The sequence below is a fragment of the Marinobacter sp. C2H3 genome (genome assembly GCF_037080155.1).
Classification (GTDB): Bacteria; Pseudomonadota; Gammaproteobacteria; order Pseudomonadales; family Oleiphilaceae; genus Marinobacter.
The window spans coordinates 360416-375986 of sequence record NZ_JBBBNZ010000001.1; the positions used below are offsets into that span (position 1 = coordinate 360416).

The following is a 15571-nucleotide window of genomic DNA, read 5'->3' on the forward strand; positions in this document are numbered from 1 at the left end:
GGGTTCGTTGGTTAAACGACGTTCACGAAACAGAGCATCCTAAACAAATGGCCCCGGGTTTGTCACCTCCGGCGTTGGCTTTGGAGGCGCTGCCGGGCCCGGGTTTGCGAGGAATGCCTACCTGCGTGCACCGGGTGTTTAACCGGTGGCAGGGCATCGCCGATGACGACAATACGCAGGAAAGATGACAGGGGATTTATCCGGCGCCCCAATCAGCGCCGCAGAATGTCCACTTTGATGTCCACCAGACGGCTGCGGTTCTGGCTGCTGCGCACCTGATAGGTGATGCCGCTCTGGTGCTCTTGCGCCTGGGTATCCACACCGCCGAGGGACACCCACTCTCCGGGCGAGACGCGCCGGATGGTCACCAGCGCTTCGGTATCGTAGCCCTCAATGGCTGCGGGGTCTTCCTCGAACGAGACAATATTCAGTTCCACGGTCTCCCCGGAGATGACCTGGGGGCTGACCACAAAGCCGCTGTGGGTGGCCACCTGCTCAAGCACGGCGGCGGGATTGCGCCCCCCGCGTACGGCGAACGGCAGGGTGCGCACCTGACCGGAGAGGATCTGGGCACTCTGGCCGTCCTGAACGACCACGCTGCGCTGTTCGCTGCTGGCGGTGCTGATTACCGTGTTGCCGGCCCCTGCACTCACCTGGCCATTGCCGGCGCTGACCCCGACGCCCGAGCTTTCGCCGCCGATCCGCTCACGGGTCCGGACGGTAATGCGCAGTTGCGCCGGCGCCACGTCCAGTGAGGTCACCAGGGTGCCGATCTCGTCCAGCAGTTGGGGCTCACCGCGGACCACCAGCTGCTGTCCGTTACTGGAGACCGTGATGGCACTGGCCTGGTAGAGGTCGCGGACCTGGGCGGCGACATCGTCCGCGGCCCGGTTCTGCAGGGTATACACCCGGGTCTCCGCAGCAAGGGCCGAGCTGGCCAGCAGCCAAAGGACCAGCAGGGGCAGCAGCACCCGAAACAGCGGGTGGCCGTAGAAACGGTCGATTCGGATCATGGGCGCTCCGGGCAAGGACGGAAGAAAAATCGGTTTGCCGGTTGCCAAGGCTGAAAACCGGGGTTTATAGTGAAAAGCATGAAGACCACAACCGCGACCTGTCAATCTCATCCTTTCGCCTCCATGGGCTGCCCCCAGCCGATGGCCGCGATCGCGGGCGTGTTCTTCTGGTGGTTTGGTTATGGCTTTTATTTTAGCCAGAACCCGGGCCGCCCGCAGGACAGATAGTCCACAGACACGAGGAAGGCAGCCCGGCAGACCACCAGGCTGCCACCGGACTCGAAAAAGCCCCGACTGGTAGCCAGCCCAGCCGGGGCTTTTTTGATTCGGACACAGGGAAACAGGAACCAGATCCATGAACATGCCCGTACAGACCACTGAGGCCGACACCGCCGGAGAATCCCAACCAGTCGGCGTGCGCCGGGAAACCGCGCTGCCCACTCCGGATCAACTGCGCCGGGAGTATCCCGCAGCGGAGGCCCTGCGGGAGAGGATTGAGCGCCAGCGGGCCGCGGTGCGCGCCGTCCTCAACGGCACCGACGACCGCATGCTGCTGGTGCTCGGCCCCTGCTCGATTCACGATGAAGCCGCCGCCCTGGATTACGGCCGTCGCCTTCGAACGTTGGCCGATGCGGTGTCGGACCGGTTCCTGATCGTGATGCGGGCCTACCTGGAAAAGCCCCGCACGACCGTAGGCTGGAAGGGACTGCTGTACGATCCGGAGCGCACCGGCAAGGGCAACCTGGCCCAGGGCCTGGCCCGCTCCCGTTCCCTGCTGTTGCGGCTGGCTGATCTGGGCCTACCCCTGGCCACCGAAGCCCTGAGCCCGTTCGCCATGGATTACCTGGGGGACCTGGTGAGCTGGACCGCCATCGGCGCCAGGACCACCGAATCGCAGATTCACCGGGAGCTGGCGAGCGGCCTGCCGATGCCGGTGGGCTTCAAGAACGGCACCGACGGCAGCATTGGCGTCGCCCTGCACGCCATGGCGTCGGCGGCGCACCCGCACCATCATCTGGGCTTGTCCGCCGATGGGCTCCCAGCGATGGTGTCCACACCCGGCAACGCGGATACGCACCTGGTCCTTCGGGGTGGCCGTGGCATCACCAATTACGATGCCGACAGCATCCAGGCCGCGGTGGCCGGGCTGGCGAACGCCGGCCTGCCCCAGCGGGTGATGGTGGACTGCAGCCATGACAACGCCTGCAAGCAGTCCGACCGGCAACCGGCCATCGCGGCGGAGGTCATGGCCCAGGTCAACGCCGGCAACCGGGCCATCCGGGGATTGATGCTGGAGAGCTTCCTGGAGCCGGGCCGGCAGAACGACGGCCCGGAGCTGGTCTACGGGCAGTCGATCACTGACCCGTGCCTGGGCTGGGCGCAGACAGAGTCGCTGATTCGCTCCCTGTGCCGCTGACGGTGGAAAACAGCAGCTCCGCCGCCAGCAGCAACAGCACCCCGCCCATCACCCGGTCGACCCAGTGGCCGAAACGATTGAAGCCCTGCCGGACCCGGGGCAAGGTGAACAGGGTGGCCACCAGGCAGAACCAGACGCCGGTGGCCACCGCCATGTACAGGCCATATCCGGCCTGCACCAGCAGGGGCGTGTCCGGGCTGATCACCGCCGAGAACAGGGCCACGAAAAACAGCGTCGCCTTGGGGTTCAGGGCATTGGTCAGGAAGCCCAGGCGAAGGGCGGCCCAGGCGGTCTGCGGCGCCGCGTCTCGGGTATCCACATGAACGCCGCCGGCGCTGGCCCGCAGACACTGCAGGGCAATCCAGCCCAGATAGAGGGCGCCCACCACTTTCAGCACCGTAAACAACAGCACCGACTGCTGGATCAACCAGCCAATGCCCAGCAGCGAGTAGGTCACGTGCACCAGAATACCGGCGCCCACTCCGGCCGCGCTCAGCAGCGCATTACGCCGGCTCTGGCACAGGGCCTGGCGTAGCATTACCGCGAAGTCCGGCCCGGGGCTGACCACCGCCAGCAGATGGGCTACAACGATGGTCAGAAATTCCGGCCAGTAGTCGGACATAAGGATCTCCGTTACAGATAGCTTGCGACTGATGGACTTGCCCAAGGTTAGCCGGTTTTGGCCGACCTGTCCCGGTGGTATTGACGGCCGGGCGCGGATCACGCCCGGTGAGGTCACAGCTTCTATACTGCCTTCATCCTTTTCGCTTTTTCTGGCCCACTCACGGGAGACAGGCTATGGACACACGGGAGGTCGATGTCGCCATCATCGGCGCAGGCACCGCCGGCATGGTGGCCTACCAGCAGGCCCGCAAGGTCACCGATCGGGTGCTGCTGATGGAATCGGACCAGTACGGCACTACCTGTGCCCGGGTAGGCTGCATGCCGAGCAAGCTTCTGATTGCCGCCGCCGAGCACGCCGAGGTAGTGCGCCGGGCGCCTACCTTCGGGGTGCAGGCGCCGCCGCCTGGCATCGATGGGGCCGCGGTGATGGACCGGGTTCGCCGGGAGCGTGATCGGTTCGCGGGTGGCACCGCAAAAACGGTGGAAGGCTTTCCGGCCCACCACCGGTTGATGGGCCGGGTCCGGTTTCTGGCGCCCGGGCGGCTGATGGTGGGCGATCACACCGAGGTGAGCGCCGGCCGAATCGTGATCGCCACCGGCTCCCGTCCCCACGTACCGGACATGCTCAGGAGCGCCGGCGATCGCCTGGTGGTGAACGACGACGTGTTTGACTGGACCACCCTGCCCGAGTCTGTCGCCGTGTTCGGCCCCGGCCCCATTGGCCTGGAGCTGGGGCAGGCCCTGGCCCGGTTGGGGGTGCGGGTACGGCTGTTCGGGGTCGGTGGCGGCGTTGGCGGCCTGCGCAGCGAGGATCTGCGGGACGCGGCGCTGGCCCGTTTTCGGGACGAGTTTCCCATCGACCCGGCCGCCGACGTCACCGGCGTGCAGAAAACCGGTGAGCAGGTGGCCGTGCGCTGGCGGGACGCGGACGGCACCGAGCACGGTGAGACCTTCGACTACCTGCTGGCGGCCACCGGCCGGCGCCCGAACGTGGACACCCTCGATCTGCAGAACAGCGGCCTGGCCCTGGACGACCGGGGCGCACCGGTGTTTAACGTCCACACTCTGCAGTGCGGCGATCAGCCGGTGTTCATAGCCGGCGACGCCAACGGTTACCGACCGCTGCTGCACGAGGCGGCGGACGAGGGCCGGATCGCCGGCCGCAACGCCGCCCACTGGCCGGAGGTTCGGGCCGGGCTGCGCCGGGTGCCCCTGTCCGTGGTGTTCACCGATCCCCAAATTGTGTCCGTCGGCGCACGCCTCCCGGAACTCGAGCACCGTGACGACGGTTTTGCCGTGGGCTCGGTGTCGTTTGAGAACCAGGGACGTTGCCGGGTGATCGGTCGGAACTATGGTGGTCTGCACGTCTATGGCGAATACGGTTCGGGCCGGTTCCTGGGCGCGGAGATCCTGGGGCCCGAGGCTGAGCACCTGGGCCATCTGCTGGCCTGGTCTGTCCAGCAGCGGATGACGGTCACTGAGATGCTGGCCATGCCGTACTACCATCCGGTGATTGAAGAGGGCCTTCGCACCGCCCTGAAGCAACTCAACCGCGCCCTGGCCCGGGGACCGGAGCCGGCGGAAGGCTGCCTGGAGTGTGGCCCTGGCGCCTGAACGTGCCCGGCGGTCGGACACCCGGGACTGATTAGCGTAATCAGTGGAATCCCGTAAATCCGATAGCGGTGCACTATCAATGAAATTGCGGAACTCCACTGTCGTCAACGGAGGTGCCTGTTTACACTGGGCTCCATACATCGAAAATGCAGACAAGGAGGCAAACCATGGGCAAGAACTTTCTCGGCCTGGACACGGAAAAAACACGGGATCTGGCGGACGCACTGAACGACCTGCTGTCCAACTACCAGATTTTCTACATGAACGTGCGCGGCTACCACTGGAACATCAAGGGCGAAAACTTTTTTGAACTGCACGCCAAGTTCGAGGAACTCTACGACGACCTGCTGCTGAAGATCGACGAAATCGCCGAGCGTGTACTGACCTTGGGCCATCGCCCGGCGCACGCCTACAGCACCTACATGGAGCGCTCCGAGATTCCCGAGCGAAAGGACGTCTCCGATGGCCGTGAAGCGGTGGAGAACATCGTGGAAAGCTTCGGCAAGCTGATTGGCAAGCAACGAAACCTCCTGAACCTGGCCGGCGACGCCCAGGATGAGGGTACGGTTGCGCTGATGAGCGACTACATCTCCCAACAGGAGAAAACCGTGTGGATGTACCGGAGTTACCTCGGTCAGTAACGATCTCTCAGCATCCCGCGATACCAGGGCGGCCCTCGGGCCGCCTTTTTTTGTGTTCGCCGCCGGCCAACATGAACCGGTTGTCACAGAACGGCAAGAAATCCTTCAACGCACCGTCACACAGCAACGTCATCGTGTCTCCACATCGTTAAACACCGATCAGCACTGATCACTGATGGAGAAAGATGAATGAAAAAGCAATTGCTGGCCCTCGCTGTAGGATCCCTGGTCGCGCTCCCGTCCATCGCTCTGGCCGATATGGGCCCGACCGTGTACGGCAAGATCAACCTGTCATACGAAAACCAGGACGACGGCACCAACGACGAGTGGAAACTGGAAAGCAACGCCTCCCGTCTGGGGGTGAAAGGCGACCTGGATCTGGACGTTGACCAGCTCAAGGCCGTGTACCAGGCCGAGTTCCAGATTGCCGTGGACGACGGCGACAACGGTGGGCAGACCTTCTCCCAGCGCAACATCTTCGGCGGCTTTGAACACGCCACCCTCGGCCGGCTGATCGCCGGTAAGTTCGACACCCCGTTCAAGCAGTCCCAGGGCGAGATCGACCAGTTTGGCGACCTGCGCGGCGACATCAACAACATCGTTGGCGGTTCCGAGCGCGTCAGCAACATCGTCCAATACAGCACCCCGAAGCTGGCGGACGCCCTGACCGTGAACGTGGCCCTGATCCCGGGCGAAGGCTCCACCGTGGGCAACGAGCGTCGTGACAGCGTGGCGGACGGTTACTCCAGCTCCGTGGTCTTCGACAACGGCATGATCTACGGCTCCGTGGGCTACGACTCTGAAGTCAACACCACCCTGTACGACTACGCCGCCATCTCCGGCGACAAGACCCTGGTCGACGCCTTCCACGTGGCGGGCAAGGTCAACATCAAGAACATCGAGATCGGCGCCCTGTACCAGCAGTCCGAGAACTCCGATTCCAAGGTCGACGGCGGTGACTTCAAGGACACCACCGTCATCCTCAGCGGCGCGATCAACCTGGACCGGGTCAAGCTGAAAGCCCAGTACGGCCAGACCGACCTGGATTTTGTTGACGACAAGCTGAAGCTGATGGCCGTTGGCGCCGACTACAAACTGGCCAAGGCCAGCAAGGTGTTCGCCTACTACTCAAAGGTTGAGTCTGATGCCAGCGTCGACCAGGGCGGCATCGAAGACAGCACCTTCGGTGTCGGCTTCGAGCACAAGTTCTCTATGTAAGATCTGCGTTTGAGTTGCCAGGACGTTGCCGGGGCTTTTGCCCCGGCTTTTTTATGGGCGGCCGGCAGGCACACCCGCCTCAGGGTGCGGCACTCGCGGTTGCGCCGGAGGCCCGCTGCCAGGCCGGGCTGAGGGAGGGCACGCCCTGATGCAGGAACCATTTTTCCGTGACCACCCGCCGGGTGAACCAGTGGCTGCGCATGAGCGCGCCCGCCAGGGGCGAACGGACCCAGTCCGGTACCTGCCAGCCCCCGTCCACGGACTGGGAACGGGTACCAAAGCGCCGGGCGATGGCCTCACCGTAGGCCTGGAGCGACGTTGCTGAATAATCGTCGGTGCTGGCAATCACCTCCGCCGCCAGCAGCGCCGACTCGATCGCCGGACGGATGCCTTCTCCGCTCTGGGTGTAGGCCAGGCCCGCGGCGTCACCAATGAGCAGCACACCGTCGTCCACCAGAGGGCGGTGGGCGTGGGCGTACAGCAGGTAGGCGTGGCCCTTGAACCGTCCCGGCAGGTCCGGGGGGATGCGGCCGTCCTGCTGCATCTGCGCCACGAACGCCTCCAGGTGGTCGCTGAGCTTGTGGTTGTCCTCTCGGCCCAGGCCGATGTTCAGGTAATTGCCCTTGCGGAAGACCCAGGCGTAACCCTTCAGATCCTTGCAGAACCAGAGTTCCGGCGTATCCCCGCGGGCCTCACAGGTGCGGGCCTGCTCGGCGGTCATCTCGAATTCCACCTCTTTGGCCGCCACCACGGTTTCGTGGCGCCCCGGGCCGTCGCCGAGCTGCCGTGCCACCGGGCAAAAGTGCCCGCCTGCGCCAACCAGCAACGGCGTTTCCCAGGTGTCATTGACCACCCAGTTGCCGCCGCGCCGCTCCAGTGAGCTGACCGGCGTTCCGAGCTGCTTCGGTGCCTGCACCCGCCCCAGCAGGTAGTAGTCGAACTCGCAGCGCCGGATGCCGTAGCTGACGACCTCACCGTGGTCGTTCTCCACCGCCGGCTGGCCCATCATGCCGATGCGGAACCGGCGAATGGGTTGCAGGGTGCGGCCCCGGCCATAGTCGTCCAGGTCCAGTTGCAGACTCTGAACGACCTCAGGGGTGACCCACCCGGCGCAGGTCTTGTCCCGGGGGAACGCCTGCTTGTCGATGATCAGCAATCGTTTGCCACTGGCCTCCAGGGCGCGTGCCAGGGTCGCCCCGGCCGGGCCGGCGCCAACGATGATCGCGTCGTAGTAATCCATCAGGGCTGCTCCGGTGCCGCAGGGGTGTCGTAAAGGTGTCGGCGGTTGGGCGCCAGCTCATTGTTGTCGCCGTGGGTAAAGACCACCTGGAACAGCTGCAGGGAGCCGGCCCGGAAGGCGGCCATGGAGCCGGCCAGGTACAGGCGCCAGGCCCGCACGAAATGCGCGTCGTACAGGTCCGCCACCTCGGCCTCGTGGGCGGTGAAACGTTCCATCCAGTGGCTCAGGGTTTGGGCGTAGTGCAGCCGCAGGTTCTCCACGTCCAGCACGGAGAAGTCGCCGTCCTCGCAGATGCTCATGAATTCGCCAATGCTGGGCGGATAGGCACCGGGGAAAATGCGTTTTTCAATCCAAGCGTTCATCAGCATGGGGCGGTTTCGGCCAATGCTGTGCAGCAGCGCGGTGCCGTTGGGGCGGAGCACCCGTTTGATCAGGGCTGACAACCCCGGATAGTGGTCCTTGCCCACATGCTCGAGCATGCCGATGGAGACAAACGCATCGTATTGTCCGCTGATGTTCCGGTAGTCGTCTTCCACGTAAGTGATCAGATGGTCCAGGCCCTGGCGTTTGGCCTCTTCCCGGGCGAAGGCCACCTGCTCGTGGGAGATGTTATAGGCGTGCACCATCACCCCGTGCTCCCGGGCCATGTACCGGGCCAACCCGCCCCAGCCGCAGCCGGCTTCCACCACGGTCATGCCGGGCCTGAGCCGGAGCTTGCGGCAAACGTGCTCCAGCTTGGCCAGTTGGGCCTGCTCCAGGGTCAGGTCGTCGCGCTCATAGTACGCGCAGGTGTACTGCATTTCGGCCCGGTCGAGCCAGAGCCGGTAGAAATCGTTGCCCAGATCGTAGTGGTGGTGGATGTTCTCTTTGGCCTCGGCGATGCCGGTTGAACGGGGGTTGTGATTCCGCCAGATGGCCTCCAGCCATCGGGGCCATTTCAGGCTGGCCTGGTGGACCGCCCGGTACAGGGTTTCCATCAGGTCCGGGAGATCGCCGTCCACCGTCAGCCGGCCGGCGGCGTAGAGGTCCCCGAACGCCAGGTTGGGATTGGCCACCAGCGCATAGAGCGCCTTGGGGTCCTCCAGATGCAGGGTGAACTGCGCGCTGCCGGTGTCCGGCTCGATCCGGTCGCCGTTCCACAGGGTAAACGCCAGCGGTGGCGAGCCGGCCATGCGCATCAGTTTGGCCACCATCCAGCGCTCGTAGCTGTGGGGTTCCCGGTCGCTGCCGGCGTGGTCCAGGGGCAGGGACAGCAGATGGCCCCGCCGGCCGGCGGAAGCCTGCCCGCTGCCGGTATCCTGAGTGTCGGTGTCTCTGGCCGTGCTTTCAGACATAACCTGTGCGCTCCTTTGCCCATTGTTTGTTCAGTATAGGAAAAGATCGAGGTTTGTCAGGTCGGCACGGGCCCGGCAATTGAGCCCGGTCACGGGGGCACAAAAAAACCGGGCCGAAGCCCGGTTACCGTGTGTCCGTCCCTGGAAGCGGAGGTCAGTAGCCCGCCAGATCCGTCATCCCGAACCATTCCGGGAACACGATCAGCAGGCCCAGCACCAGAATCTGCAGCAGGATGAACGGAATGATCCCGCGGTAGATATCGATGGTTCGCACCTCCGGTGGCGCCACCCCCTTAAGGTAGAACAAGGCAAACCCGAACGGTGGCGTCAGGAAGCTGGTCTGCAGGTTCATGGCAATAAGGATGGCGAACCAGGTCATGTTCACACCCATGGCTTCCGCCACCGGGGACAGGATGGGCACGATGATGAACGAGATCTCCACGAAGTCGATGAAGAACCCGAGGATCAGGATGACCGCCATGGACAGGATGATGAAGCCCCAGTGGTCGCCCGGCAGCATGTGTAGCCAGTCTTCCAGCAGGTAGTCGCCGCCGGTGTAACTGAACACCATGGAGAAGGCGGTGGCGCCGATCAGGATGGCGAACACCATGGCGGTGACGTTAACCGTGTCTTTGGCGGCGTTCCACACCATCTTGAACGAGAACTGCCGGTAGATGATGGCCAGCACCACGGCACCCACGCCGCCCAGGGCGGAAGACTCGGTGGGCGTGGCCACGCCCGCGAAGATCGAGCCGAGCACCACCACAATCAGCGCCAGCGGCGGGATGATCGCCAGCAGGGCCGAGCCGATTTCCTGCTTGCGGGAGCGGGTAGGGTCTTCCGGCATGGGCGGTGCGGTTTCAGGGCGGAACCGGGTCATGATGAGGATGTACACCACGTACAGCACAATCAACAGGACGCCCGGGCCCACGGCGGCGCGGAACAGATCGCCCACGGGCAGGCCGAGGACGTCACCCAGGATGATCAGGATGATTGAGGGCGGGATGATCTGCCCAAGGGTGCCGGAGGCGCAAATCACGCCGGTACTCAGGCGCTTGTCGTACTTGTGGGCCAGCATGACCGGTAGGGAGATCAGGCCCATGGCCACCACGCTGGCGCCAACCACGCCGGTGGAAGCGGCAAGCAGGGCGCCCACCAGAATGGTGGAAATGGCCAGGCCGCCGGGCAGGCCGCCGAAGAGCCGGCCCATGGAGGTGAGCAACTGCTCTGCGAGTTTCGTGCGTTGCAGCACCACGCCCATGAAGATGAACAGGGGAACGGCCATCAGCGTGGTGTTCTGCATCACGCTCATGATCCGGTAGGGCATGTAGGCGAACAGGTCCATCCCCTGGGCAAAGATGCCGAAGAACAGGGCGACACCGCCAAACGTGAACGCGACGGGGAAGCCGATCATCAGCATGACCAGGGCCACGCCGAACATGATAATACCGATCATGCCAGGCCCTCCGCACTGTGCTCGACGTCGTAGGATTTCTCGCCGCTGATTACCCGGATGGCGAAGGTCACCATGTTCAGACCCGCAATGGCGATGAAGAACGCCGTGATGGGAATCACCGATTTGATGATGAAGCGGTAGGGCAGGCCGCCCGGATCGCCGCTGCTTTCACCCATCTTGTAAGAGTCCAGGGCGAAGTCGTAGCCGAACTCGGCAATCAGGTAGGCAAAGGGAATGACGAAAATCAGCGCGCCGATCAGGTTGACCCAGGCTTTGGTCTTCTGGCTCCACTTGGTGTAGAAAATGTCCACGCGCACGTGGCCGTCCATGCGCATCGCGTAGGGAATACCGAGCAGGAAGACCACCGAGTACAGGTGCCACTCCATCTCCTGCATGCCGATGGACACATCGTTGAAGGCGTAACGCGCAATCACATCGTAGAAAACGTTGGCGGCCAGGAGCACCATCGCCGCGCAGGCGACCCAGCCACAGATTTTGGACAGGACGGCGAGCCCCTCGTCCAGTTTGATAATCCACCGCATTATGCTTGATCCTCCGTCAGCGGGGGCTGACGAGTTTCCGGTTGCTTAAAACGACAAAGCCGGGACCCTCTGGCGAGCGATCCCGGCTCATTCACGGCCGCAAGTTTACTCGACTTCAGCCATGGTGTTGAGGTACGCCCTCTCGGAAATGTCCGTGTAGGCGCGGGACTTCTTCAGGTACTCGTCCTGGGACTTGATGATCTTGGCCGCCAGCGGGCTCTGCTTGGCCATTTCGTCCAGCAGTTCACCGTTGGCCTTGTACATCGCCTTGAAGACCTCATCCGGGAAGTTCTTGATCTTCACGTTGGGGTACTTCTCCTTGATGGTGGCCCAGGCTTCGGCGTTGGCGTCCTGGGACTGCACCAGCATGTCGTAGGCGGACACTTTCATGGCGGTCTTCAGGATGGCCTGCAGGTCCTTCGGCAGCTTGTTCCAGCTGTCCTTGTTGATCAGGAACTGGAGCTCGGTCGCCGGCTCGTGCCAGCCGGTGTAGTAGTAGTCAGCGATTTGCTGGAAGCCCAGACGCAGGTCCAGAGCCGGGCCAACCCACTCGACCGCGTCGATGGTGTTGCGCTCAAGGGCGGTGTAGAGCTCTCCCGGCGGGATGTTGGTCGGGTTGACGCCCACTTTCGCGAACACTTCGCCGGCGAAGCCCGGGATCCGCATTTTCAGACCCTTCAGGTCATCCAGGGAGTTGATTTCCTTACGGAACCAGCCGCCCATCTGTACGCCGGTGTTGCCGCCCGGGAAGGACAGCATGTTCTGCGGCTCGTAGACCTCTTCCATCAGCTTCATGCCGTCGCCCTGGTAGAACCAGGCGTACTGCTCGATGGCGGTCATGCCGAACGGCATGCTGGTGAAGAACAGGGTCTCGGGGACCTTGCCCTTCCAGTAGTAGGAGGCGGAGTGGCCCATGTCGTACTGGCCGGCCTTGACCATGTCAAACACGCCGAACGGCGCCTTGTGCTTGTTGGCGGAATCGATGCGGATGCGCAGGCGGCCATCGGACATCTCTTCGGCCAGCTTGGCCATGTGTTTGGTGGTGTCACCGAAGATGGGGAAGTTGGGGCCCCAGGTTTCTGCCAGTCGGAGGGTATAGGTATCCTGCGCGAGCGCTTGTGAGCTGGCAACGGTAGCTGCCACAGCCAACACAGCCGCGGAAAGAACAGAACGGATCTTCATTGCTCTTCTTACCTCTTATCGTTTTTGTGAGTCTTGTCTTCCTTGTGGGGACAAACAACTCCTTGAGTCGCGAGAACGTAGCAATTTTCTGGCCATAACGGAACGAAAATCGCCGGTTTTTCATACTTAGGTCGTAGGCGAGGCGGGTGCGTTCGCCGGTTCACGAATCCTTGCGCGTTTGCCCTGAGAGCAGTCTAGACCATTCACGGGGCGGCGTTAGCGGGCGGGCTCGGGCAACCGGGATTCTTGGGCCCGCCGGAACTGCCGGAACCAGGCCAGGGCGGGCTTTTCGACGCCGTAGTGCAGCACCGCCGCCAGGCTGACCGCCGCCACCACCGCGAGGGCAACGCCCACCGGCCCGGGCAGGCCGGCGTCGTAGGCCAGGCCGATCAGGCCGTAGCCGATATTCTGGTGGATCAGGTACAGGGTGTAGGAGATGCTGCCCAGCCAGAGCAGCCCGAACCGGCTCAACCCGTTCAGGTAGCCGGCCACCGCCAGGCTGAAGACCCCGTAGCAGCCCAGTACAAACAGGTTAAACGGCGATTTATAGGCAATCAGGCAATGGGCCACGGACAGCCCCAGCAGGGCCAGGTCCACCGGCGCCGGCCGGCCGTGCTGGTGCCAGCGATAGAGAATCATGCCGCTGATAAACAGCGGGGCGTATTTCACAAACAGCAGGTCCTTGACCAGAAATTCCAGGCTGTCCGGCAGGTGTTTCCAGGCCAGCACGCCGGCGTAGCTGATGAGCACCCACAGCCACAGCGCGGGCCGCAGCCGCTGCCAGGTACCCAGGCCGTAGTAGAGCAGGGCGATCCAGGCGTAGAAGGTGACTTCCACCACCAGGCTCCAGTAGGCACCGTCGACGTGATCAAACCCCAGGTACTCGTGCATCAGGGTGGTGTTGAGCAGGGCGGTGCCGGCGCTGACGGCCCGATCCTCCGGCCCCAGCAGGTGCACGGTGAAGAACGTCAGCACAATGCCCGCCCACAGGGACGGCAGCAGGCGGAAACCCCGGGCCAGGGCAAACCAGCCGGCGGTGCGGGTGCGTTCCAGGGTCATGAAGATCACGAAGCCGCTGAGCATGAAGAACAGGTGCACCCCATAGCGACCGAAAGTCAGGAACGAGGGCGGCTCGAAACCGTGGCCGTAAAGCTGGTGGTAGTAGGGCAGATAATGAAACAGCACCACGCCCAGGGCGGCAATGCCCCGCAGGGCGTCCAGGGCGGTCAGACGGCGTGAGTGATCGAGCATGGCGATGGTCCGTTCATCAAGGTGGCCTTATGGTAGCCCGGCGCCATGGCTGCGCCCAGTGTCCCGGTATACCATAAGCTGACGGCAGGCTGACGGTTTGTTCACGCCCGTCGGTGCCGGTGTCCACGGGGGCACCGAGCCGGTCAGCAGGGCAACAGAACGAGGGGTGTTTGTGGAACTGGGCGTTATCGAGGGATTTTACGGGCCGCGCTGGACCTGGCCTGAGCGCACGGCGCTGATGCAGCGCCTGGCGGGCGCCGGTTACCGGTTCTACCTGTACGCGCCGAAATCGGACGCGCACCTCCGGCGGCGCTGGCAGACGCCCCATCCGGAGGCGGAAGCCCGGGCGCTGGCCGGTTTCGCGGAGAACTGCCGGCAATCCGGGGTGCGGTTCGGCGTTGGCCTGAGCCCGTTTGAGGTGTTCAACCGCTTCGACGACGACGCCCGCCGGGCGTTGGCGGATAAGCTGCAGGCCCTGGATGCGATGGGGGTGGAAGAGCTGGCGGTGCTGTTTGATGACATGCATCCCCAACAGCCGAACCTGGCCGCCACCCAGGCGGATATCCTGCACTGGATGGCGGAGCGTACCGGCGCCCGCCAGATCAGCCTGTGCCCCACCTACTATTCGGACGACCCGGTGCTGGACCGGGTGTTCGGTGCCCGGCCGGAACGCTATCTGGAAACCCTGGGCGCCCGCCTGGACCCGTCGATCCGGGTGTTCTGGACCGGCGAGGAGGTGTGTGCCCGGGAAATTTCCCCGGGTCATCTGCAATCGGTCGCTGAGCGCCTGGGGAGAGCGCCGGTGCTCTGGGACAACTACCCGGTGAACGACGGCGACCGGATGTCCCGGCACCTTCACCTGAGGGGCTTTACCGGGCGCCCGGCGGCCAATGCCGAGTGGCTGGCCGGCCACGCCATCAACCCCGCGTTGCAGCCCACCCTGACCGCCATTCCGGCGCTGACACTGGCCTGCAGCTACGCCGAGGGTGCCCGCTACCAGTACGGGCAGGCGTTTATGGACGCCGCCCGGACGGTGCTGGGTGAGGCCCTGGCCCGGCAGGTGCAGGCGGACCTGCTCGTGCTGCAGGACGCCGGACTTGGGCGCATCGGTGAGCACAAGCGGGCCGCATTGCTGGCCACCTACGGCGGCTTTGACCACCCGGCGGCCCGGGAGATTGAGCGCTGGCTCAGGGGCGAGTACCAGGTGACCGACGAGATGGTGGCCACCCAGTAGGTTTTACTGGAGGTAGTATTCCACCGTGGACACCACCCGCACGGTCTTATCCGGTTGCTGCTCTTCGGACATCCCCGGTGCCTGGTCACGGGGCAGGATCTGGAACACGCCCTGATTGGCCCGGCGCAGCCCACCCAGTTCCGTGCTGGCGTCCCGGGCAAACTGCTGGGCCGCTTCCCGGGCGGCGGCGGTGGCCTCGGCGATCATCGCCGGCTTGATGTCGTTCAGGCCGTTGAACAGGTAGGTGGGCCCGCTGGGGCCGTAGTTGGAGGACAGCACCACGCCGGAATCGAGCAGGTCGCCGATGTTCTGGGCGGCCTGGCGGATGCGGTCGATGTTGTCGCTGCGGACCATCAGGGTCTGGTTGATGATGAACTTCTGCTCGGTGTTCTGGCCCGGGTAGGGGTTGGCCCGGGTGTCGGTGACGTCCAGGTTGGACAGCTCGACCTGGGCGGTGTCGATGGCCTGGAGCTTGAGGAACGCCATGATCGCTTCCCGGCTGGCGCGGGTCCGCTGCCGGGCCTCGGCCAGGGTGGTGCCGGTGGCGACGAAGCGGATCGGCCAGATGGCCAGGTCGGCCTCCACGTTGCGCTCGGCCACGCCCTTGACGGTGACGAAGCGGTCGCCGGTTCTCAGGTCCGTGAGGCCCTGGTTGACCAGGGTGGCGGCGCCCAGGGACGCGATAACAAGAGCGACGCCGAGAATCAGAGCCGGAACGGTTTTCATGCAACACTCCTTGTGACAGCCGGCCTCGGGCCGGGAACGGAATACCCGAACCATACCGCTAACCGATCACCCGGAAAAG

At 64.2% G+C, this 15571-nt stretch carries 14 protein-coding genes; 5 read left to right on the forward strand and 9 right to left on the reverse strand.

Annotated features, from left to right (window positions below; all coding sequences use genetic code 11):
• Window positions 1-212: 212 nt before the first annotated feature.
• Complete coding sequence (locus tag V3388_RS01560; protein ID WP_336365760.1) at window positions 213-1013, reverse strand: secretin N-terminal domain-containing protein; 801 nt, start codon at window positions 1011-1013, stop codon at window positions 213-215.
• Between the two features lie 355 nt (window positions 1014-1368).
• On the opposite strand from V3388_RS01560, the gene V3388_RS01565 reads away from it, so the two are divergent.
• Window positions 1369-2430, forward strand: a complete 1062-nt coding sequence (locus tag V3388_RS01565) for a 3-deoxy-7-phosphoheptulonate synthase (RefSeq protein WP_442915596.1) — start codon at window positions 1369-1371, stop codon at window positions 2428-2430.
• Here the strand turns inward: V3388_RS01565 and V3388_RS01570 are convergent.
• The gene (locus V3388_RS01570) at window positions 2369-3052 is read right to left on the reverse strand and encodes a LysE family translocator (RefSeq protein WP_336365761.1); all 684 of its coding nucleotides are present in this window, start codon (window positions 3050-3052) and stop codon (window positions 2369-2371) included. The two genes, V3388_RS01565 and V3388_RS01570, sit on opposite strands and share 62 nt — an antisense overlap.
• 176 nt (window positions 3053-3228) lie before the next feature.
• Between V3388_RS01570 and V3388_RS01575 the strand changes: the two genes are divergently transcribed.
• The 3 genes from V3388_RS01575 to V3388_RS01585 all read left to right on the forward strand — a co-directional run bounded on the left by V3388_RS01575 (window position 3229) and on the right by V3388_RS01585 (window position 6527).
• The gene (locus V3388_RS01575; protein WP_336365762.1) at window positions 3229-4668 is read left to right on the forward strand and encodes a dihydrolipoyl dehydrogenase; all 1440 of its coding nucleotides are present in this window, start codon (window positions 3229-3231) and stop codon (window positions 4666-4668) included.
• A gap of 167 nt (window positions 4669-4835) precedes the next feature.
• The gene (locus V3388_RS01580) at window positions 4836-5309 is read left to right on the forward strand and encodes a Dps family protein (protein ID WP_336365763.1); all 474 of its coding nucleotides are present in this window, start codon (window positions 4836-4838) and stop codon (window positions 5307-5309) included.
• A gap of 189 nt (window positions 5310-5498) precedes the next feature.
• A complete protein-coding gene (locus V3388_RS01585; protein ID WP_336365764.1) occupies window positions 5499-6527 on the forward strand; it encodes a porin in 1029 nt (342 codons plus the stop codon).
• 79 nt (window positions 6528-6606) lie between these two features.
• Here the strand turns inward: V3388_RS01585 and V3388_RS01590 are convergent, their stop codons facing one another.
• From V3388_RS01590 to V3388_RS01615, 6 genes are all read right to left on the reverse strand, one after another.
• A complete protein-coding gene (locus tag V3388_RS01590) occupies window positions 6607-7767 on the reverse strand; it encodes an NAD(P)/FAD-dependent oxidoreductase (RefSeq protein WP_336365765.1) in 1161 nt (386 codons plus the stop codon).
• Window positions 7767-9101: a cyclopropane-fatty-acyl-phospholipid synthase family protein gene (locus V3388_RS01595; protein ID WP_336365766.1), complete on the reverse strand. Its 1335-nt coding sequence runs from the start codon at window positions 9099-9101 to the stop codon at window positions 7767-7769. The genes V3388_RS01590 and V3388_RS01595 overlap by 1 nt, the downstream gene beginning before the upstream one ends.
• Window positions 9102-9255: 154 nt before the next feature.
• Complete coding sequence (locus tag V3388_RS01600; RefSeq protein WP_336365767.1) at window positions 9256-10557, reverse strand: TRAP transporter large permease; 1302 nt, start codon at window positions 10555-10557, stop codon at window positions 9256-9258.
• Entirely contained in the window at window positions 10554-11099 is a 546-nt protein-coding gene (locus tag V3388_RS01605; protein WP_336365768.1) for a TRAP transporter small permease subunit, read from the reverse strand. The genes V3388_RS01600 and V3388_RS01605 overlap by 4 nt, the downstream gene beginning before the upstream one ends.
• Before the next feature lie 105 nt (window positions 11100-11204).
• Complete coding sequence (locus tag V3388_RS01610) at window positions 11205-12281, reverse strand: TRAP transporter substrate-binding protein (protein WP_336365769.1); 1077 nt, start codon at window positions 12279-12281, stop codon at window positions 11205-11207.
• A gap of 216 nt (window positions 12282-12497) precedes the next feature.
• Window positions 12498-13532, reverse strand: a complete 1035-nt coding sequence (locus V3388_RS01615) for an acyltransferase family protein (protein WP_336365770.1) — start codon at window positions 13530-13532, stop codon at window positions 12498-12500.
• A 166-nt stretch (window positions 13533-13698) separates the two neighbouring features.
• Here V3388_RS01615 and V3388_RS01620 point away from each other — a divergent pair, with 166 nt between their 5' ends.
• On the forward strand, window positions 13699-14766 hold the full coding sequence (locus V3388_RS01620; protein WP_336365771.1) for a beta-N-acetylglucosaminidase domain-containing protein: 1068 nt from the start codon (window positions 13699-13701) through the stop codon (window positions 14764-14766).
• Window positions 14767-14769: 3 nt separating this feature from the next.
• On the opposite strand, the gene V3388_RS01625 is transcribed toward V3388_RS01620, so the two are convergent.
• Window positions 14770-15492, reverse strand: coding sequence for an SIMPL domain-containing protein (locus V3388_RS01625; protein WP_336365772.1), 723 nt, complete (start codon window positions 15490-15492; stop codon window positions 14770-14772).
• Window positions 15493-15571 lie beyond the last annotated feature (79 nt).